The sequence below is a fragment of the Streptomyces solitudinis genome (assembly GCF_036323765.1).
GTDB lineage: Bacteria > Actinomycetota > Actinomycetes > Streptomycetales > Streptomycetaceae > Streptomyces.
In genome coordinates, this window is the sequence record NZ_JAZDCW010000004.1 from 474,296 (window position 1) to 493,885 (window position 19,590).

General features: G+C 72.0%; 15 protein-coding genes. 6 read left to right on the top strand and 9 right to left on the bottom strand.

What is annotated here, in order from left to right; translation table 11 throughout:
• Positions 1-211 precede the first annotated feature (211 nt).
• From V1J52_RS13450 to arc, 3 genes are all read right to left on the bottom strand, one after another.
• Positions 212-430 carry a ubiquitin-like protein Pup gene (locus tag V1J52_RS13450; protein WP_330139969.1) on the bottom strand — a complete coding sequence of 73 codons (219 nt, stop codon included), beginning with the start codon at positions 428-430 and terminating at the stop codon, positions 212-214.
• 125 nt (positions 431-555) lie between these two features.
• Positions 556-2,067: a depupylase/deamidase Dop gene (gene dop / locus V1J52_RS13455; protein WP_443075812.1), complete on the bottom strand. Its 1,512-nt coding sequence runs from the start codon at positions 2,065-2,067 to the stop codon at positions 556-558.
• Positions 2,068-2,290: 223 nt separating this feature from the next.
• Entirely contained in the window at positions 2,291-4,057 is a 1,767-nt protein-coding gene (gene arc, locus V1J52_RS13460; RefSeq protein ID WP_330139970.1) for a proteasome ATPase, read from the bottom strand.
• A gap of 245 nt (positions 4,058-4,302) precedes the next feature.
• On the opposite strand from arc, the gene V1J52_RS13465 reads away from it, so the two are divergent.
• A complete protein-coding gene (locus V1J52_RS13465; protein ID WP_330139971.1) occupies positions 4,303-4,611 on the top strand; it encodes a ferredoxin in 309 nt (102 codons plus the stop codon).
• A 42-nt stretch (positions 4,612-4,653) separates the two neighbouring features.
• On the opposite strand, the gene V1J52_RS13470 is transcribed toward V1J52_RS13465, so the two are convergent.
• From V1J52_RS13470 to V1J52_RS13480, 3 genes are all read right to left on the bottom strand, one after another.
• Positions 4,654-5,208, bottom strand: coding sequence for a hypothetical protein (locus tag V1J52_RS13470; protein ID WP_330139972.1), 555 nt, complete (start codon positions 5,206-5,208; stop codon positions 4,654-4,656).
• A 170-nt stretch (positions 5,209-5,378) separates the two neighbouring features.
• Positions 5,379-6,287: a tRNA (adenine-N1)-methyltransferase gene (locus tag V1J52_RS13475; RefSeq protein ID WP_330139973.1), complete on the bottom strand. Its 909-nt coding sequence runs from the start codon at positions 6,285-6,287 to the stop codon at positions 5,379-5,381.
• Between the two features lie 63 nt (positions 6,288-6,350).
• Positions 6,351-7,679: a site-2 protease family protein gene (locus V1J52_RS13480; RefSeq protein WP_330139974.1), complete on the bottom strand. Its 1,329-nt coding sequence runs from the start codon at positions 7,677-7,679 to the stop codon at positions 6,351-6,353.
• 69 nt (positions 7,680-7,748) lie between these two features.
• On the opposite strand from V1J52_RS13480, the gene V1J52_RS13485 reads away from it, so the two are divergent.
• Both V1J52_RS13485 and V1J52_RS13490 read left to right on the top strand, forming a co-directional pair.
• A complete protein-coding gene (locus V1J52_RS13485) occupies positions 7,749-8,765 on the top strand; it encodes a RecB family exonuclease (RefSeq protein WP_330139975.1) in 1,017 nt (338 codons plus the stop codon).
• A gap of 112 nt (positions 8,766-8,877) precedes the next feature.
• A complete protein-coding gene (locus tag V1J52_RS13490; protein WP_330139976.1) occupies positions 8,878-9,546 on the top strand; it encodes a response regulator in 669 nt (222 codons plus the stop codon).
• Positions 9,547-9,629: 83 nt separating this feature from the next.
• Here the strand turns inward: V1J52_RS13490 and V1J52_RS13495 are convergent, their stop codons facing one another.
• The 3 genes from V1J52_RS13495 to metH all read right to left on the bottom strand — a co-directional run bounded on the left by V1J52_RS13495 (position 9,630) and on the right by metH (position 16,097).
• Positions 9,630-11,222 carry an ABC transporter substrate-binding protein gene (locus V1J52_RS13495; RefSeq protein ID WP_443075813.1) on the bottom strand — a complete coding sequence of 531 codons (1,593 nt, stop codon included), beginning with the start codon at positions 11,220-11,222 and terminating at the stop codon, positions 9,630-9,632.
• A gap of 558 nt (positions 11,223-11,780) precedes the next feature.
• Positions 11,781-12,488, bottom strand: coding sequence for an HAD family hydrolase (locus V1J52_RS13500; protein ID WP_330139978.1), 708 nt, complete (start codon positions 12,486-12,488; stop codon positions 11,781-11,783).
• Between the two features lie 96 nt (positions 12,489-12,584).
• The gene (gene metH, locus V1J52_RS13505; protein WP_330139979.1) at positions 12,585-16,097 is read right to left on the bottom strand and encodes a methionine synthase; all 3,513 of its coding nucleotides are present in this window, start codon (positions 16,095-16,097) and stop codon (positions 12,585-12,587) included.
• Between the two features lie 209 nt (positions 16,098-16,306).
• Between metH and V1J52_RS13510 the strand changes: the two genes are divergently transcribed.
• From V1J52_RS13510 to glpK, 3 genes are all read left to right on the top strand, one after another.
• Positions 16,307-17,071, top strand: a complete 765-nt coding sequence (locus tag V1J52_RS13510) for an IclR family transcriptional regulator (protein WP_330139980.1) — start codon at positions 16,307-16,309, stop codon at positions 17,069-17,071.
• Between the two features lie 170 nt (positions 17,072-17,241).
• Positions 17,242-18,024: an MIP/aquaporin family protein gene (locus V1J52_RS13515; RefSeq protein ID WP_330139981.1), complete on the top strand. Its 783-nt coding sequence runs from the start codon at positions 17,242-17,244 to the stop codon at positions 18,022-18,024.
• Positions 18,025-18,059: 35 nt separating this feature from the next.
• Positions 18,060-19,586 carry a glycerol kinase GlpK gene (gene glpK / locus V1J52_RS13520; protein WP_330139982.1) on the top strand — a complete coding sequence of 509 codons (1,527 nt, stop codon included), beginning with the start codon at positions 18,060-18,062 and terminating at the stop codon, positions 19,584-19,586.
• Positions 19,587-19,590 lie beyond the last annotated feature (4 nt).

The window sequence follows — 19,590 nt, forward strand, 5'->3', positions numbered from 1 at the left end:
CACCTGTCCGGGTCGGGGAATGACGGCCGGCGGACGCCGCCCGCGCGGTGGCGGCGCGAGCACCGCCCCTCCGCGCGGCCGAACGGCGCTGCCGGGAGCGCTTCGCGGAGCACTCCCGGCAGCGCGCCCCGGCCCGTCCGCGACCCGGCCACGACCGGTGGATGACCGGGACGTGACCGGGACGCGGACCGTTGCGGCCGGGCGGCTCAGCTCACTGGCCGCCCTTTTGGACGAACGACCTCACGAAGTCCTCCGCGTTCTCCTCCAGGACGTCGTCGATCTCGTCCAGGACGGAGTCCACGTCGTCCGACAGTGCCTCCTGGCGCTCCTTGAGCTCCTCGGAGACCTCCGCGTCCTGCGTCTGCTCCTCGGTTTCCTCGGTCGCACGCGTGGCCTTCTGCTGCCCGCCGCCGCTGTCCTTCGTCGCCATCTGCCTCACCCCGCTCGGATTCGACGTTCAAGATCAGACCCTACAAGCAGGCGCCGACATCGGCTCTGCTCTTGCTACAACGCCCGCGGGCCACTCCGTTGATTCCCCCGGGGGCGCCGGACCTGTCAGCCGCCGGACAACGCCTTCACCAGGTCCTCCGCCGAACGGCACCGGTCCAGCAGCTCCTCGACGTGCTGCCGCGTGCCGCGCAGCGGCTCCAGGGTGGGGACGCGCTGGAGCGAGTCCCGTCCGGGCAGGTCGAAGATCACCGAGTCCCAGGAGGCGGCGGCCACGTCGTCCGCGTACTGTTCGAGGCAGCGGCCGCGGAAGTAGGCGCGGGTGTCCTCCGGCGGCTTGTGCTCCGCCCTGCGGACCTCCGTCTCGTCCAGCAGCCGGGTGATCCGGCCCCGGGCCGCCAGCCGGTTGTAGAGGCCCTTGTCGGGCCGCACGTCGGCGTACTGGAGGTCCACCAGGTGCAGCCTGGCGGCGTCCCAGTCGAGGTCGTCACGGCGCCGGTAGCCCTCCAGGATCTCCCGCTTGGCGACCCAGTCCAGCTCCCCGGACAGACTCATCGGATCGCGCTCCAGCCGGGTCAGGACGTCCTCCCAGCGGGCCAGCACGTCCCGTGTCTGGTCGTCGGCGTCGGCGCCCCAGCGCTCCTCGACGTACTTGCGGGCCAGCTCGTAGTACTCCATCTGGAGCTGCACCGCGGTGAGCGTGCGCCCGCTGCGCAGGGTGACCAGGCGCCGCAGGCCCGGGTCGTGGCTGACCTGGTGCAGGGTGCGCACCGGCTGGTCCACCGCGAGGTCCACCGCGATGAACCCGTCCTCGATCATGGACAGGACCAGCGCGGTCGTCCCCAGCTTCAGGTAGGTGGAGATCTCGGAGAGGTTCGCGTCCCCGATGATCACGTGCAGCCTGCGGTACTTCTCGGCGTCCGCGTGCGGTTCGTCGCGGGTGTTGATGATCGGGCGCTTGAGCGTGGTCTCCAGGCCCACCTCGACCTCGAAGTAGTCCGCGCGCTGGCTGAGCTGGAAACCGTGCTCGCTGCCGTCCTGCCCCAGCCCCACCCGGCCAGCGCCGGTGATCACCTGCCGGGAGACGAAGAACGGCGTCAGGTGGCGCACGATGTCCGAGAACGGCGTCTCCCGGGTCATCAGGTAGTTCTCGTGGGTGCCGTAGGAGGCGCCCTTGTTGTCGGTGTTGTTCTTGTACAGGTGGATGGGCTGGGCGCCGGGCACCTCGGCCGCCCGTTCGGCGGCCGCGGCCATGATGCGCTCCCCCGCCTTGTCCCAGAGCACCGCGTCCCGGGGGTTGGTGACCTCGGGGGCGCTGTACTCGGGATGGGCGTGGTCGACGTAGAGCCGGGCGCCGTTGGTGAGGATGACGTTGGCCAGCCCGATGTCCTCGTCCGTGAGCTGGCTGGCGTCGGCGGTCTCCCGGGCGAGGTCGAAGCCGCGCGCGTCCCGGAGCGGGTTCTCCTCCTCGAAGTCCCAGCGGGCGCGGCGCGCCCGGTGCATCGCCGCCGCGTAGGCGTTGACGACCTGGGACGAGGTGAGCATGGCATTGGCGTTGGGGTGCCCGGGCACGGAGACCCCGTACTCGGTCTCGATACCCATTACGCGCCGTACGGTCATGCGGCCCTCCTTGCCCGGCGCCGGCCCGTCCCCGGGCCGGTGCTCAAGTCCCGCTGCGCATCCGCCCCGTGTGCGGCTCCTGGTGCCGCACTGCGTCGGGCGCCAGTGGGCCCGAGCCTAGACGGGCCTGCGGCCCGGCGGGGCGATCGGTCGCGGAACCGGTCGGAAAAGGTCCGGCTGCGGCAGCCCGCACGCGGGCTGCCGCAGCCGGACGGTGTCGTCACTACAGGTACTGGCCGGTGTTGGCCACCGTGTCGATGGAGCGCCCGGTGTCCGCGCCCTGCTTCCCGGTGACCAGCGTGCGGATGAAGACGATCCGCTCGCCCTTCTTGCCGGAGATGCGGGCCCAGTCGTCGGGGTTGGTGGTGTTGGGCAGGTCCTCGTTCTCCTTGAACTCGTCGACGCAGGCGGCGAGCAGGTGGGAGACGCGCAGGCCCTTCTGGTTCTGGTCGAGGAACGCCTTGATGGCCATCTTCTTGGCCCGGTCCACGATGTTCTGGATCATGGCGCCGGAGTTGAAGTCCTTGAAGTAGAGGACCTCCTTGTCACCGTTGGCGTAGGTGACCTCCAGGAAACGGTTCTCCTCGGACTCCGCGTACATCTGCTCCACGACCGACTGGATCATCCCGGCCACGGCCGCCTTCGCGTCGCCCTGGTGCTCGGCGAGGTCGTCGGTGTGGATGGGCAGGGTCGCGGTCAGGTACTTGGAGAAGATGTCCTTGGCGGCCTCGGCGTCCGGGCGCTCGATCTTGATCTTCACGTCGAGGCGTCCGGGCCGCAGGATCGCCGGGTCGATCATGTCCTCGCGGTTGGAGGCACCGATGACGATGACGTTCTCCAGGCCCTCCACGCCGTCGATCTCGGAGAGGAGCTGCGGAACGATGGTGTTCTCCACGTCCGAGCTGACACCCGAGCCGCGGGTGCGGAACAGCGAGTCCATCTCGTCGAAGAAGACGATGACCGGCGTGCCCTCGCTGGCCTTCTCCCGGGCCCGCTGGAAGACGAGCCGGATGTGCCGCTCCGTCTCACCGACGTACTTGTTGAGCAGCTCGGGGCCCTTGATGTTGAGGAAGAAGCTCTTGCCCGCGGGCTTGCCGGTGACCTCGGCGACCTTCTTGGCCAGCGAGTTGGCGACGGCCTTGGCGATGAGCGTCTTGCCGCAGCCGGGCGGGCCGTAGAGCAGCACGCCCTTGGGCGGGCGCAGCTCGTGCTCCTTGAAGAGGTCCGGGTAGAGGTAGGGCAGCTCGACCGCGTCACGGATGAGCTCGATCTGCCCGCCCAGACCGCCGATCTTGGTGTAGTCGATGTCCGGTACCTCTTCGAGTACCAGCTCCTCGACCTCGCTCTTGGGCACGACCTCGTAGACGTAGCCGGAGCGCGTCTCCAGCAGGAGGGCGTCGCCGGCGCGGAGCGTCGTCTGGAGCAGCGGTTCGGCGAGCCGTACCACGCGCTCCTCGTCGGTGTGCCCGACGACCAGGGCCCGCTCGCCGTCCTCCAGGACCTCCTTGAGGGTGACGATGTCCCCGGCGCGCTCGAACTCCATGGCCTCGACCACGTTGAGCGCCTCGTTGAGCATGACTTCCTGGCCACGCTCAAGGGCCCCGGGTTCGACACTGGGGCTGACGTTGACCCGGAGCTTGCGGCCCCCGGTGAAGATGTCAGCCGTGCCGTCCTCGTTGGCCTGGAGGAAGACGCCGAAACCGGCGGGCGGCTGGGCGAGCCGGTCGACCTCCTCCTTGAGCGCCACGATCTGGTCGCGCGCCTCGCGCAGGGTGCCCGCGAGCCGCTCGTTCTGAGCGGACACACCGGCGAGGTTGGTCTGCAGCTCGACGATCCGCTCCTCGAGAATCCGAGTGTGCTGCGGAGAGTCGGCGAGCTTGCGGCGCAGGACGGCGATCTCCTGCTCAAGATAGGCAACCTGGCCGGCAGGGTCTTCGGAACCCCGGCCGGGCCGGGAGCCGCGGTTGATGTCGTCGTCGTGGGCTGCCACGGTCCTCACCTCCTCTGGGGGGAGCTGGACGCTTCCTGACCCTACCTGGGCCCGTGGTGGTTGAAACCCCTAGATCACAAAGACGGTCGGGGTGTGTCTGATCTTCACCCTTGCGCGCTCCCTCACCCCAGGGGGATACCCACCCGTCAAACATCGGAAAGCCGCCGCCGAGTATCGTCGGAGGGGTCAACAGCCGTCGGGGCTGGCACCGATCGGTACACGCACGCAGGGAAACGGCAGGCGACATGACCGGGCAGAACGTGGGCGACGAGGCAGACACCGGGCAGCTTGAGGTCTGGATCGACCAGGACCTCTGCACCGGGGACGGCATCTGCGCCCAGTACGCGCCGGAGGTGTTCGAGCTGGACATCGACGGGCTGGCGTACGTCAAGGGCGAGGACGACGAGCTGCGCACGGAGGCCGGTGCGACGGTCCCCGTCCCGCTGCCGCTGCTGCGGGACGTGGCCGATTCGGCCAAGGAGTGCCCGGGCGACTGCATCCACGTGCGGCGCGCGGCGGACGGCGTCGAGGTGTACGGGCCGGACGCGGCCTGACCGGCCGCCGTCCGCTCCCGCGCGCCGCAGCGCGGCCGCGGCTCAGCGCGTCGGCACGGCGGGGGACGCGCCGGCCCTGAAGGCCCCTGCCGCGGCGTCCCACTGCCAGTGCGCGTCCTGTTCCAGGTCGGGGCAGCACCGGGGCACGTGGGGCGAGGAGTAGCCGAGCAGGGCCGCGCGCACGGCGGCGCCGCGCACCGAGAAGGCGTCCACGGTCACCTCGTCGCCGGGCGTGACCAGCGTCGCGGCGACGCGCGGAGTGCCTCCCTCCGCCGCCGGGTGGGCCAGGACGAACATGCCGCTGGGCGGGGTGCCGGTGCCGGTGGAACAGCGGACGACGGCGACCGTCTCGGCGCGCCCGTCCCCGTCGAAGTCGGCGGCCGCGTGGTCGACCACGCCCAGCTCCCAGGGACCGCAGTCCACCGGGTAACGGGCCGCGGCCGGGTCCGGCCCGGGGGCAGCGGCCGACGCGGTGGCGCCTGCGCTGGGCAGGAGCGCGGTGGCGCCGAGGACAGCGGCCACGGCGACGGCGGTGAGGAGCCAGTGCGCGGTACGGGTTCGGGTGTGCGGGAGGTCCGGGCCTGCCGGGGGCTGCACGCGGGTTCTCTCCTGTGAGGGCGGTGGCGACCAGGGGTGCGAGCATCGTGCCACAGGTCACACGGCGGGGGAACGCCGGCCCCTCCGCACGGCGGCGGCCCGGGGGCCGCGCGCCGCCGGGGCACGGCGCGCCCGCTCCCCGCCCGGGGCGGGCACGCCGGTGCGTGCGCCTAGGCCCGGCCCCCGCCGCCCGCGCCGGAGCCCTGAGCGGTGTAGTCCTCGCCGTAGGCGCCCTTGGCCGGCCGGCGGCGGCGCAGCGGCGGCTCGACGCCGTCGGCCAGGCGCCGGGCGGTGAGGAGGAAGCCGGTGTGGCCGATCATGCGGTGGTCGGGCCGCACCGCGAGGCCCTCGATGTGCCAGTTGCGCACCATCGTCTCCCAGGCCGCGGGCTCGTTGAACGTGCCGTGCTCGCGGATGGCCTCGACGGTGCGGGCGAGCTGCGTGGTGGTGGCGACGTAGGCGCACAGCAGCCCGCCGGGCACCAGCGCCTTGGAGACGGCGTCCAGGCACTCCCAGGGCGCCAGCATGTCGAGGATGACCCGGTCCACGCCGGTGTCGGACAGGTGGTCCTGGAGGTCACCGACGGTGAGCCGCCAGGCGGGGTGCGGCGCGCCGAAGTACCGCTCGACGTTCTGCCGCGCGATGTCGGCGAAGTCGGCGCGGCGCTCGTAGGAGTGCAGCATCCCCTGGTCGCCGACGGCGCGCAGCAGGAAGGTGCTGAGGGAGCCGGAGCCGACGCCCGCCTCGACGACGCGCGCGCCGGGGAAGATGTCGGCCATGGCGAGGATCTGGCCGGCGTCCTTCGGGTAGACGACGGCCGCGCCGCGCGGCATGGACAGGACGTAGTCGGGGAGCAGGGGGCGCAGCGCCAGGTAGGCGACGTTCCCCGTGGTACGGACGACACTGCCTTCGGGCGCGCCGATCAGCTCGTCGTGGGGGAAGGCTCCCTTGTGGGTGTGGAAGCTCTTTCCCTCTTCGAGCGTGAACGTGTAGTGGCGACCCTTCGGATCGGTGAGCTGGACCTGGTCCCCGACCTGGAAGGGGCCGCGACGACGGGCGGCACCGGTCGGTTCGGACATGGGCGCCAGCCTAGTCGAGACGGGCGGTGCCACCGAATCGAGGGCCGGGGGCGGACCGGGCGGTCAGCCCACCGAGGAGCGGGAACCGCCCCGGGAGCGCCCGGAGGCCCCGGCCATCGCGGCGACGAAGGCGCGCTCGACGTCCCCGGTGGACAGGACGCCGTAGATCTCGCCGGTCTCCTCCACCACGAGGTACTCCGTGGCCGGGACCGCCCGCAGGTTCTCGAGCAGGTCCTCGCCGGAGAGTTCGGCCGACAGCCGCAGCTCGTCGGTGAGGTCCTGGCTGAGGGTGCTGACGGCGACCCAGGGCCTGCGGTGCTCCGGCACGGACACGATGCCCGCCTCCCGGACGAGCCCGGTGGGCGCGCCCTGCCCGTCGACGACGACCAGGGCGCGGGCTCCGGCCTCGTTCGCCCGGCGCAGGGCCTCGGACAGCGGGGTGCCGGCGGTAACGGGCACGGCCCGCCGGGTCAGGCTGCGGGCGCTCAGCTCGGGCAGCCGGGCACGCAGCCGGGCCATGCGCAGGCTGTTGCCGGCCCCGGTCCAGATGATGGCGGCCAGGATGGCGGCGAGCAGCGCGTCGGTGACGGAGTTCAGGCCGCCGGGGCTCTCGTCGCCCGCGAAGCCCTGCGCGTGGGTGGCCAGCGGCAGCCCGATGAGCACGGCGACGGCCAGGGCGCGGCCGGTCCAGGCCGCGGCGACGGTGCCCGTCATGGGGTCGCCGCTGAGCTTCCACACGACCGCCCGCAGCATGCGCCCGCCGTCCAGCGGCAGGCCGGGCAGCAGGTTGAAGACGGCCACGATGAGGTTGGAGATCATCAGCCCGGCCAGCAGGACGCCGGGGATGGTGCCCGGCTCCACGCCCTGCATGCCGAGGTAGAAGACGCCCGCGAGCACGAGGGAGAGCAGCGGTCCGACGAACGCGAGGACGAACTCGCGGCCCGCCGTCTCCGATTCCTTCTCGATCTCCGAGACGCCGCCGAAGAACTGGAGCTGGATGCGGCGCACGGGGAGCCTGAAGCGCAGCGCGGCGACGGTGTGGGCGAGTTCGTGCACGAGGACGGAGGCGTAGAAGGCGACGGCGAAGAACAGCGCGATGAGGTACCGCGCGGCGCCGAGCTGGGGCAGGACGCGGTCGAGCTGCCCGCCGAACACCCAGGTGATGAGGGCCGCGACGAGGAACCAGCTGGGCGCCACGTACACGGGCACGCCGAAGGGGCGGCCCATGAGGAGGCCGCCGCCGCGCTCCCGGGGGCGGCGCGGCTGCCCGGCGGGGCGGCGCTCCTTCGGCCGCCGTCCGGGCGTGCCGTTGTCGTCCCCCTTGCTGCCCGTGTTGGCCACTGGCTCCCCTCTGCTGCCGGTCGGCGCCGTCTCGTGCGTTCCCACGATCATGCGGGGCGCCGGGTGCCGCCGTCGATGGTATGTCCCGCATGTCAGTGCCGGGCCGTAGGGTCGTGCCCCATGGGAACCACCGCAAACCGGCCCGCCGTGCCGCCGCAGTCGCTGTCGCCCTCCCGGGCGGCGGACTTCATGCGGTGCCCGTTGCTGTACCGCTTCCGGGTCATCGACAAACTTCCCGAGAAGCCGAGCGCGGCCGCGGTGCGCGGCACGGTGGTGCACGCGGTGCTGGAACGGCTGTTCGACGTCCCGGCGGGCGACCGCAGCGTGCCCCGGGCGCGCGCGCTGGTGCCCGGCGAGTGGGAGCGGCTGCTGGAGCGGCGCCCGGAACTGGCGCAGCTGTTCACCCGCGAGGAGGACGGCGCGACGGACGGCGCGGAGCTGGCCCGCTGGCTGGAGCAGGCCGAGGCGCTGGTGGAGCGGTGGTTCTCGCTGGAGGACCCGACGCGTCTGGAGCCGGCCGAGCGGGAGCTGTTCGTCGAGGCGCGGCTCGAGTCGGGACTGCGGCTGCGCGGCATCATCGACCGGGTGGACGTGGCGCCGTCCGGCGAGGTGCGCATCGTCGACTACAAGACGGGGAAGGCGCCGCGGCCGGAGTACGCGGCCGAGGCGCTGTTCCAGATGAAGTTCTACGCGCTGGTGGTGTGGCGGCTCAAGGGCGTGGTGCCGCGCCGCCTCCAGCTCGTGTACCTGGGCAGCGGCGACGTGCTCACGTACGACCCGGACGAGACGGACCTCGCGGGCGTGGAGCGCAAGCTGCTGGCGCTGTGGGAGGCCATCGAGCGGGCCACCGAGTCGGGTGACTGGCGGCCCCGGCGCGGCCGGCTGTGCGACTGGTGCGACCACCAGGAGCGGTGCCCGGAGTTCGGCGGCACTCCCCCGCCCTACCCGCAGGTCCTGCCGCTTGCCCCGCCCGGGCCGGCGGGCGCGGCGGAGGCGGAGGCGCCTCACGCGGCGGACACCGGGTCGGCCGGGCCGCAGGCGGCGGCGTCCGGGCCGGACGCCGCCGTCACGGGTCCGCCCGCGCCGCGGCACCCGCTGGACGACGCCGTCCCGAAGGAGCCCGGCACGGCCGGTTAGGGCGTCTTCCCCGGAGCGGGCCGGTGCGGGCCGCTCCGGCCCCGGCCCGCACCGCGTGGCGCGCCCTGGGCGACAATGGGCCGACCATCGCTCGTGGCCTGTGGAGGTACCCGTGGCAATCCGCGTCCTGCTCGTCGACGACCAGCCGCTGCTGCGCACCGGCTTCCGCATGATCCTGGAGGCGGAGCAGGACATCGCCGTCGTCGGGGAGGCCGGCGACGGGCTCCAGGCACTGGAGCAGGTCCGCGCGCTCCAGCCGGACGTGGTGCTGATGGACATCCGGATGCCGCGCATGGACGGCGTCGAGTCCACCCGCCAGATCACCGGCCCGGCGAAGGACGGGCCGGCGAAGGTGCTGGTACTCACCACCTTCGACCTGGACGAGTACGTGGTGGAGGCGCTGCGCGCCGGGGCGAGCGGCTTCCTCCTCAAGGACGCCCCCGCCCCGGAGCTGGTGCAGGCCATCCGGGTGGTGGCGGCCGGGGAGGCGATGCTCGCGCCGAGCATCACCCGGCGGCTGCTGGACAAGTACGCCGGGCAGCTCCCGACGGGCGAGGAATCGGTGCCGGACACCTTGCAGACCCTCACCGACCGCGAGGTGGAGGTCCTGAAGCTGGTCGCCAAGGGGCTGTCGAACGCGGAGATCGCCGCGGACCTGTTCGTCAGCGAGACGACGGTCAAGACGCACGTGGGGCACGTGCTGACCAAGCTGGGGCTGCGCGACCGGGTGCAGGCCGCGGTCCACGCCTACGAGAGCGGCCTGGTGCGCCCCGGGGGGTGAGCCGCCCGGCCCCCGCGAGCCGCACCGCCCCGGACGCGTGGCGCGTCCGGGGCGGTGCGGCTTCGGTTCGGCTGCGGCGCGGCTCAGTCCGCCGGGTTCTTGGAGATCTCCCAGAAGCGGAAGACGGTGGAGGCGTCCAGCGTCCACTCCAGCCCGGAGATGTCGTCCTGCGCGACGGCGTACTGCTTGCCCTGCCAGACGGGCAGCAGCGGCAACTGCTCGGCGACGATGTCCTGGATCTCGCCGAAGTCCTCGACGGTCGCGGCGCGGCTGGACTCGGCCGCGGTGCGCGGCAGGAGTTCACCGGTGATCGGCCCGGCGTCGTAGTTGTTGCCCAGCACGTTGTCCTCGCCGAAGAACGGCGCGGTGAAGTTGTCGGCGTCCGGGTAGTCGGGGACCCAGCCCTTGACGTAGACGCCGTACTTGCCGGCGGCGATGTCCTTCTCGTACTGCTCCAGCTCGACGCTCTGGACGGTGGCCTTGAACAGGCCGCTGGCGTTGAGCTGTTCGGCGATGGCCTCCAGCTCCTCGTCCGTGCCGGCGCCGTAGCGCACGGGCGTGGACCACAGGGTCAGCTCGACCGGCTCGGTGATGCCCTCCTCGCGCAGGGCATCCTTGGCCTTCGTGGGCTGCGGGCGCTCGCCGTAGAGGTCGAAGAAGGCGGTGTTGTGGCCGGTGATGCCCGCCGGGACGATCGAGTAGAGCGGCTCGGCGGTGCGCTCGTACACGTCGCGCAGCAGCGTGGAGCGGTCGATGAGGTAGGCGATGGCCTGACGGACGCCGAGCTGGCCGGTGACCGGATGGTCGTGGTTGAAGACGAGGTGGTGCACCTCGGCGCTGGTGCCCTGGACGACCTGGATGTCCTGCTGGGAGCTGTTGGTGCTGGCCTCCAGCTCGGCTATGTCCCCGGTGGTCAGGTGGCGGTAGGCGAGGTCGACGTCCTGGCCCTTGACGGCGTCCTTGAGCGCGGCCGGGTCCTCGAAGAACTTCATCGTCATGCCGGAGTTCTGCACCTCGGCCGGGCCCTGGTAGTCCGCGTTGACCGAGAAGACGGCCTCCTCCTCGCTGAAGGAGTCCAGGGTGTAGACGCCGGAGCCGACGGCCTCGCCGTCGGTGCGCAGCTCGTCGGCCGGGTAGGAGCGGTGGTCGACGATGGAACCGGCGCCGGAGGCGATCTTCTGCGGGAAGGTGGCGTCGGAGGTGTTGAGGTGGAAGATGACGGTCTTCTCGTCCGGCGTCTCGATCCGGTCGATCGTGTTGAGCATGACGGCGGGGCCGTCGGGGTCGTCGATCTTCAGCGTGCGGTCGAAGGAGTGCTTGACGTCCTTGGACGTGAGGCTCTCGCCGGTGCTGAACTTCAGCCCGTCGCGCAGGGTGCAGGGGAACAGCTTGCTGGCGTTGTCCCGGAACTCGCACTTCTCGGCGGCCTCGGGCTGGGGCTGTGTGTCGCCCTTGGGGAAGCTGAGCAGCGACTGGAAGACGTTGTTGAACACCAGCCAGGAACCCGGGTCGTAGCCGGACGCCGGGTCGATGGACAGGACGTCGTCGGTCATTCCCATGACGATCGGCTCGCCCTGCCCCGCGGAGTCGCCGCCTCCCACGCCGCAGCCGCTCAGCAGGACGGCCGTCAGGGCCGCACCGGCCGGTAGCGCCACCCAGGTGGCCCGATTCCTCACACGCACGTTGTCACCTTGTCTCGAAAGCGGGGCCGGCCTGGGCTTGCGGGCACTGCCGGCCCCGGGCCGGGACGGGGAGCCGGGGAACGGCGCAGGGCGCTCCCGGCGGCCGCGGACACCGGGGACGGCGTCCTGCGGGCGCGGGCAGGCGGGCGCGCGGCGCACGCCCCGGGCTGCGGCCTGGTGCGGTTCATGTCGGTGGTCTCCCTCATCCGGCCCCGGTCCTTCTGGGGGGTCAATTGGGGCCGGAGGCAGACATTAGTAGCTGGCACCCAGGGGCTCCGACCGGGGAACCGCGCCCGGCCGGCCGACGGGGGCCGGGCCGGGTGCGCCATCCGCTATCCGGACACGAGGACGTAGCGGGCGAGCGTCGGCAAACCGGGGCACTTGGCCCCGGCCGGCCGGGGCGCGTGCGGGCCGGAACACCGCATGACAGCGATGTCGACCGCGGACCGGGTGAGAAACATCACCCGTCACGCCGGGACGGCGAGCGTCGGGATCAAGCCAAGTCCGCCTGAACCGTGCCCAGTCCGTTGCACGGTCCGCCCCGGTTCCGGCTCACGCTGGGTGGGCGGCCGTCACCAGCGAGCGCAGGAACGGCAGGTCCACGTCTTCGAGCGAGGCCACCACGGTCCGCCCGGGACCCGGCTCGATGGCGGTGACGGACGGCACGGCGACCACGGGGCAGCCCGCCGTCTCGGCCGAGGTGACGCCCGTGACGGTGTCCTCCACCACGACGCTGCGGGCGGGTTCCGCTCCCAGGCGCCGGGCCGCGGTGAGGTAGGGCTCGGGGTGCGGCTTGGTCCGGCCGACCTCGTCCCCGGCGACCGAGAAGGCGAAGTTCTCGGGGCCGAGGGAGCGCAGCACCCGGTCCATGACCCGGCGGTGTGAGGCGGACACCAGCGCGGTGGGCACGCCGTGCGCGGAGAGTTCGGTCAGGAGTCTGCGGGCGCCGGGCATGAGCGGCACGCCGCGGTCGATGCGCTCCTCGAACCTGGCGTTGAGGAGCACGGACAGCTCGGGCACGGTGATGTCCGCGCCGGTGACGTCGATGAGGTAGGCGGCGCTGCGGGTCATGGGCCCGCCGACGACCACGGTGCGGTGCTCCTCCGCCAGGACGTGTCCCAGCTCGGCGAAGACCTCGACCTCCGCGTCCCACCAGAAGTCCTCGGTGGCGACCAGGGTGCCGTCCATGTCGAGGAGTACGGCCTGAAGGGCGAAGCCGTCGCCCGTACGGGTGGCGACAGCGGGCATCGAACTGGTCATCCAGAACCTCCGTGGGACACGACAGCGGGCTGGCGCGCCCCGGGTGCGGGGCGCGCCGGCCTGCCGGTACCGGACCGGTCATTGTACGGCGGGCGGCTACCGAGCGTTGAAGTACTTCGCCTCCGGGTGGTGGAGGACGATGGCGTCGGTGGACTGCTCGGGGTGGAGCTGGAACTCCTCCGACAGCTTGACACCGATCCGCTCCGGCTGGAGCAGGTCGGCGATCTTGGCGCGGTCCTCCAGGTCGGGGCAGGCGCCGTAGCCCAGGGAGAAGCGGGCGCCGCGGTACTTGAGGGCGAACATGTCCTCGACGGCCGCGGGGTCCTCCCCCGCGAAGCCCAGCTCGGCGCGTACCCGGGCGTGCCAGTACTCGGCCAGCGCCTCGGCGAGCTGGACGGACAGGCCGTGCAGCTCCAGGTAGTCGCGGTAGGCGTCGGCGGCGAAGAGCTCGGCGGTGGCCTCCCCGATGCGGGAGCCGACGGTGACGACCTGGAGGCCGACCACGTCCGTCTCGCCGCTGTCCTTGGGGCGGAAGAAGTCCGCCAGGCACAGCCGGCGGCCCCGGCGCTGGCGGGGGAAGGTGAAGCGGGTGCGTTCGGCGCCGTCCTCGTCCAGAAGGACGAGGTCGTTGCCCTCGGAGTGGCAGGGGAAGTAGCCGTAGACGACGGCGGCCTCCAGCAGGTTCTGGGTCTGCAGCCGCTCCAGCCAGCCGCGCAGGCGGGGACGCCCCTCGCTCTCCACCAGCTCCTCGTAACCGGGGCCCTCACCGGTGCGGGACTGCTTCAGGCCCCACTGGCCCTTGAAGAGGGCGCCCTCGTCCAGCCAGGAGGCGTACTCAGCGAGCTGGACGCCCTTGACGACACGGGTGCCGCGGAAGGGCGGGACGGGCACCGGGTTGTCGGTGGCCACGTCGGAACGGGTGGTGTCCGCGAGGGAGACGCCGGGCTCGTCCGCGCCAAGGTCGCGCCGGGCGACGCGGCGCTGCTTCAGCTCGGGCAGCGCCGCGCCGGGCACGCCGCGCTTGACGGCGATGAGGGCGTCCATCAGGCGCAGCCCCTCGAAGGCGTCGCGGGCGTAGCGCACCTCGCCCTGGTACACCTCGTGCAGGTCCTGCTCGACGTAGGCGCGGGTCAGGGCGGCGCCGCCGAGGATGACGGGGTAGTCGGCGGCCAGTCCGCGGGAGTTCAGCTCCTCCAGGTTCTCCTTCATGATCACGGTGGACTTCACCAGCAGGCCGGACATGCCGATGACGTCGGCCCTGTGCTCGGTGGCGGCCTCCAGGATCGCGGAGACCGGCTGCTTGATGCCCAGGTTGACCACGGTGTAGCCGTTGTTGGACAGGATGATGTCCACGAGGTTCTTGCCGATGTCGTGCACGTCGCCGCGCACGGTGGCCAGGACGATGGTGCCCTTGCCCTCGTCGTCCGTCTTCTCCATGTGCGGTTCGAGGTGGGCGACGGCGGTCTTCATCACCTCGGCGGACTGGAGCACGAAGGGCAGCTGCATCTGCCCGGAGCCGAACAGCTCGCCGACGACCTTCATGCCGGACAGCAGCGTGTCGTTGACGATGTCCAGCGCGGGCCGCTCGGCCAGGGCGGCGTCCAGGTCCGCCTCCAGCCCGTTGCGCTCGCCGTCGATGATGCGCCGCTGGAGCCGCTCGTCCAGCGGCAGCGCGGCCAGTTCCTCGGCCTTGCCCTCCCGCATGGACCGGGTGTCGACGCCCTCGAACAGCTCCAGCAGCCGTTGCAGCGGGTCGTAGCCCTCGCGGCGGCGGTCGTGGATGAGGTCGAGGGCGGTGGTGACCTGCTCCTCCTCCAGCCGGGCGATCGGCAGGATCTTGGAGGCGTGCACGATCGCCGAGTCCAGCCCGGCCTTGACGCACTCGTCCAGGAAGACGGAGTTCAGCACCATGCGGGCGGCCGGGTTCAGGCCGAAGGAGATGTTCGACAGCCCGAGCGTGGTCTGCACGCCGGGGTGGCGGCGCTTGAGTTCGCGGATCGCCTCGATGGTCTCGATGCCGTCGCGGCGGGACTCCTCCTGCCCGGTGCAGATGGTGAACGTCAGGCAGTCGATGATGATGTCCGACTCGTGGATGCCCCAGTTGCCGGTGAGGTCGGCGATGAGCCGTTCGGCGATGGCGACCTTGTGCGCGGCGGTGCGGGCCTGGCCCTCCTCGTCGATGGTGAGGGCCATCAGGGCCGCGCCGTGCTCCCGGGCCAGCGCGGTGACCTTGGCGAACCGCGAGTCGGGGCCGTCGCCGTCCTCGTAGTTGACGGAGTTGATGACCGCCCTGCCGCCGAGCTTCTCCAGCCCGGCCCGCAGGACGTCGACCTCGGTGGAGTCGAGGACGACCGGCAGCGTGGAGGCGGTGGCGAACCGCCCGGCCAGCTCCGTCATGTCGGCCACGCCGTCCCGGCCGACGTAGTCGACGCACAGGTCGAGCATGTGCGCGCCCTCGCGGATCTGTTCGCGCACCATCTCGACGCAGTCGTCCCAGCGGCCTTCCAGCATGGCCGTCCGGAACTTCTTCGAGCCGTTGGCGTTCGTCCGCTCGCCGATGGCCAGGTAGGCGGTGTCCTGGCGGAAGGGCACCGTCTGGTAGAGGGAGGAGGCGCCGGGCTCGGGCCGCGGGTCGCGCGGCGCCGGGCTGAGGTCCCTCACCCGCTCGACGACCTGCCGCAGGTGCTCGGGCGTCGTCCCGCAGCAGCCGCCCACGAGGGAGAGGCCGTACTCGGTGACGAAGGACTCCTGCGCGTCCGCCAGCTCGGCGGCGGTGAGCGGGTAGTGGGCGCCGTCCTTGCCCAGGACCGGCAGTCCGGCGTTGGGCATGCAGGCGAGCGGCACGCGGGAGTGCCGGGACAGGTAGCGCAGGTGCTCGCTCATCTCGGCCGGACCGGTGGCGCAGTTCATGCCGATGAGGTCGATGCCCAGGGGTTCCAGGGCGGTCAGCGCCGCGCCGATCTCCGAGCCCAGCAGCATGGTGCCGGTCGTCTCGACGGTCACCGAGCAGACGACGGGCAGGTCGAGGCCGGTGGCCTCGAGGGCGCGCCGGGCGCCGAGCACGGCGGCCTTGGTCTGGAGCAGGTCCTGCGTCGTCTCGACCAGCAGCGCGTCGGCGCCGCCGGCGATGAGGCCCTCGGCGTTGCGCTGGTAGGCGTCGCGCAGCACCGGGTAGGCGGCGTGGCCGAGGGTGGGCAGTTTGGTGCCGGGGCCCATGGAGCCCAGGACCCAGCGCACGCGGCCGTCCGCACCGGTGAACTCGTCGGCCACCTCGCGGGCCAGCCGGGCGCCGGCCTCGGACAGTTCGAAGACCCGCTCGGTGATGTCGTACTCCCCGAGCGCCGCGTGGTTGGCGCCGAAGGTGTTCGTCTCCACGCAGTCCACGCCGACGGCGAAGTACTCCTCGTGCACCGAGCGCACGATGTCGGGCCGGGTGACGTTCAGGACCTCGTTGCAGCCTTCGAGCTGCTGGAAGTCCTCAAGGGAGGGCTCCTGCGCCTGGAGCATCGTGCCCATCGCCCCGTCGGCGACCACCACGCGGGAGGCCAGTGCCTCCCGGAGGGCGGCGGCGCGCTCGGCGTGCGTGCGGGAAGGGGACGGCGACGGCATGTGGTACTCCCTGGCGTGCGACGGCTGTCGGCTTTGCATCCGGATACGGCCCGGACGCACCCGGCCAGCGTATAGGGCCGGTCCGCGAGGGCGGCGGCGATTCCGCTGCGTGGACGGTCGTAGACTCGGTGCGGCTGTTCAGCCATCGGCATGATCCGATACCGTTCGGCATTGTCGACCAGCATGTGGTGATGAGGAGAGGATGTCCGATGGCCCGGAGCATCCAGTCCCTGGAGCGGGCGGCGGCCGTGCTGCGGCTGCTCGCCGGCGGTGAGCGGCGCCTCGGCCTCTCCGACATCGCCTCGACCCTCGGCCTGGCCAAGGGCACCGCGCACGGCCTGCTGCGCACGCTCCAGCAGGAGGGCTTCGTCGAACAGGACGAGACCTCGGGCCGCTACCAGCTCGGCGCCGAACTGCTGCGCCTGGGCAACAGCTACCTCGACGTGCACGAGCTGCGGGCCCGGGCCCTGGTGTGGTCGGACGACCTGGCCCGCTCCAGCGGCGAGGCGGTGTACCTGGGCGTCCTGCACCACGGCGGCGTGCTGGTGGTGCACCACGTCTTCCGCCCCGACGACAGCCGTCAGGTACTGGAGATCGGGGCCATGCAGCCGCTGCACAGCACCGCCGTGGGCAAGGTGCTGGCCGCCTACGACCCGGTGGCGCACAGCGAGCTGGCCGACGGCGCGCGCGAGGCGTTCACCGAGCGGACGGTGACCGACCTCGCCCGCGTCGAGGAGTGCCTGGCCCTGACGCGGGCGCGCGGCTGGGCCGCCGACGTGGAGGAGACGTGGGAGGGCGTCGCGTCCCTCGCCGCGCCGATCCACGACCGCAGGCGGCTGCCCGTGGGCGCGGTGGGCATCACCGGCGCGGTGGAGCGGGTCTGCCACGAGGGCGCGATCAGGCCCGAGCTGGTGGCGTCGGTGCGCGACTGCGCGCGCGCCGTCTCCCGGGACCTGGGCGCCTCGCGCTTCTGACGGCCGCACCCGCCCGCGGCGCGGGCAGCGGGGGGGGCGCCACCGGGCGGACCCCTGCCGTACCCCTTGACGACACTCGATGCGAGGATAAACACTGCCGTTCGGCGGTCGACATTGTCGAACACCGGACGGGACCGGTTCCGCCTTCCCTGTGAACAAAGGAGTCGCGGGTGTCCAACTCCGACATCTTCATCGGCGAGGTCATCGGAACCGCCGTGCTCATCCTGCTCGGCGGCGGCGTCGTCGCCGGCGTCGTCCTCAAGCGCAGCAAGGCGTATAACGCCGGGTGGCTCGCCATCACCTTCGGCTGGGGCCTCGCGGTGCTCACCGGCGCCTACATCTCCACCGGACTGTCCGGCGCCCACCTCAACCCGGCCGTCACCGTCGGAGTGGCCATCAAGGAGAGCGCCTGGGACACCGTCCCCTTCTACTTCGGCGGGCAGCTCCTGGGCGCGATGATCGGCGCTCTGCTGGTGTGGGTGGCCTACTACGGGCACTTCGCCGCGCACCTGACCGACCGCGAGGTCGTCGGAGGACCCGGGGCGCAGGCGACCGCCGCGGCCCCGGCCACGGACGCGCCCGGCCCGGTGCTCGGCGTCTTCGCCACCGGTCCCGAGATCCGCCACACGGCCCAGAACCTCGCCACCGAGATCATCGCCACGTTCGTCCTGGTGCTCGCCATCCTCGAACTGGGCATGAACGAGGGCCTCGCGCTGTCCGGCGCCGGGGTGCTGATGGTGGCGCTCGTCGTCGTGGGCATCGGCCTCTCGCTGGGCGGGCCGACGGGGTACGCGATCAACCCGGCACGCGACCTCGGCCCGCGGATCGTGCACGCGCTGCTGCCGCTGCCGAACAAGGGCGGGTCAGACTGGGGGTACGCCTGGATACCGGTCCTCGGCCCGCTCGTCGGCGGCGCCCTCGCCGGCGGGCTCCACCAGCTCGCGTTCGCCTGACCGCCCCCTCCCCCGACACCGAGGAGCTGACCCACATGACCGACAGCCACTCCACCGGACCGTTCATCGCGGCCATCGACCAGGGCACCACCTCCAGCCGCTGCATCGTCTTCGACACGGACGGCCGGATCGTCTCCGTCGACCAGAAGGAGCACGAGCAGATCTTCCCCAGGCCCGGCTGGGTCGAGCACGACGCCACCGAGATCTGGACGAACGTGCGGGAGGTCGTCGACGGGGCCGTCCGCAAGGCGGGCATCACCCGCGACGACGTGAAGGCCATCGGCATCACCAACCAGCGCGAGACGACGCTGCTGTGGGACAAGGCCACCGGCGAGCCGGTGCACCACGCGATCGTGTGGCAGGACACCCGCACCGACGCCCTCTGCCGCGAGCTGGGCCGCAACGTCGGCCAGGACCGCTTCCGCCGCGACACCGGCCTGCCGCTGGCCTCCTACTTCGCCGGGCCGAAGATCCGCTGGCTGCTCGACAACGTCGAAGGGCTGCGGGAGCGCGCCGAGCGCGGCGAGATCCTGTTCGGCACGATGGACTCCTGGGTCATCTGGAACCTCACCGGCGGCCCCCGGGGCGGCGTCCACGTCACCGACGTCACCAACGCCTCGCGCACCATGCTGATGAACCTGCACACCATGGCCTGGGACGAGCGCATCTGCAGCTCGATGGACGTGCCCATGGCCGTGCTGCCCGAGATCCGCTCCTCCGCCGAGGTGTACGGGCACGCCGCGAGCGGCGCCCTGGAGGGTGTGCCGGTGGCCTCCGCCCTGGGCGACCAGCAGGCCGCGCTCTTCGGCCAGACCTGCTTCGCCACCGGCGAGGGCAAGTCGACCTACGGCACCGGCACGTTCCTGCTGATGAACACCGGCGAGAAGCCGGTGAACTCCTACAACGGGCTGCTGACGACGGTCGGCTACCGCATCGGCGAGCAGAAGCCGGTCTTCGCCCTGGAGGGCGCCATCGCGGTCACCGGCGCCCTGGTGCAGTGGATGCGCGACCAGATGGGCCTGATCAGCACGGCCGCCGAGATCGAGACGCTGGCCAGCTCCGTCGAGGACAACGGCGGCGCCTACTTCGTCCCGGCGTTCTCCGGCCTCTTCGCCCCCTACTGGCGCTCGGACGCCCGGGGCGTCATCGCCGGGCTCACCCGCTACGTCACCAAGGCGCACATGGCGCGGGCCGTGCTGGAGGCGACGGCCTGGCAGACCCGGGAGATCGTCGACGCGATGGCCAAGGACTCGGGCGTCGACCTGACCGCGCTCAAGGTGGACGGCGGCATGACCTCCAACAACCTGCTCATGCAGAACATCGCGGACGTGCTGGACGCGCCCGTCGTCCGGCCGATGGTCGCCGAGACGACCTGTCTGGGAGCCGCCTACGCGGCCGGGCTGGCCGTCGGCTACTGGCCGGACACCGACACGCTGCGCGCCAACTGGCGGCGCGCGGCCGAATGGACCCCCCGTATGGACGCGGCCGTGCGCGACCGCGAGTACCAGAACTGGCTCAAGGCCGTGGAGCGGGCCATGGGCTGGATCGAAGAGGAGAACTGATCCC